This window comes from Parvimonas sp. D9, assembly GCF_035282565.1.
Classification (GTDB): Bacteria; Bacillota; Clostridia; order Tissierellales; family Peptoniphilaceae; genus Parvimonas; species Parvimonas micra.
Genome location: NZ_JAYKBM010000278.1, coordinates 1 through 233 on the forward strand (window position 1 = coordinate 1; position 233 = coordinate 233).

Sequence of the window (233 nt, forward strand, 5' to 3'; positions counted from 1 at the left end):
GTGTGACTGCTGATCTACTCCTGGTAGGTGCGGTGGTCATTTTTGCTATTTGGACGAAAGCCAAGGTTGGATTTGAACAGGAGGACTCTGTTGCCATAGGAGCATTATACGCATTAACCGCAGACAAGGCAGTCAAGAAGATCCAGACTTGGTGGTTAGGCCGGATAGACAAGAACTTTCCTGCAAATGGCGAGGAAGGTAAGTTTGACCATTAAAGTTAGTCTTGCTGGGCC

At 47.6% G+C, this 233-nt stretch carries 1 protein-coding gene; it reads left to right on the forward strand.

Annotated elements, in window-relative coordinates; genetic code table 11:
- The coding region (locus VJI94_RS08865; RefSeq protein ID WP_324009111.1) for a hypothetical protein at nucleotides 1-215 on the forward strand (215 nt) is incomplete at its 5' end.
- Nucleotides 216-233 lie beyond the last annotated feature (18 nt).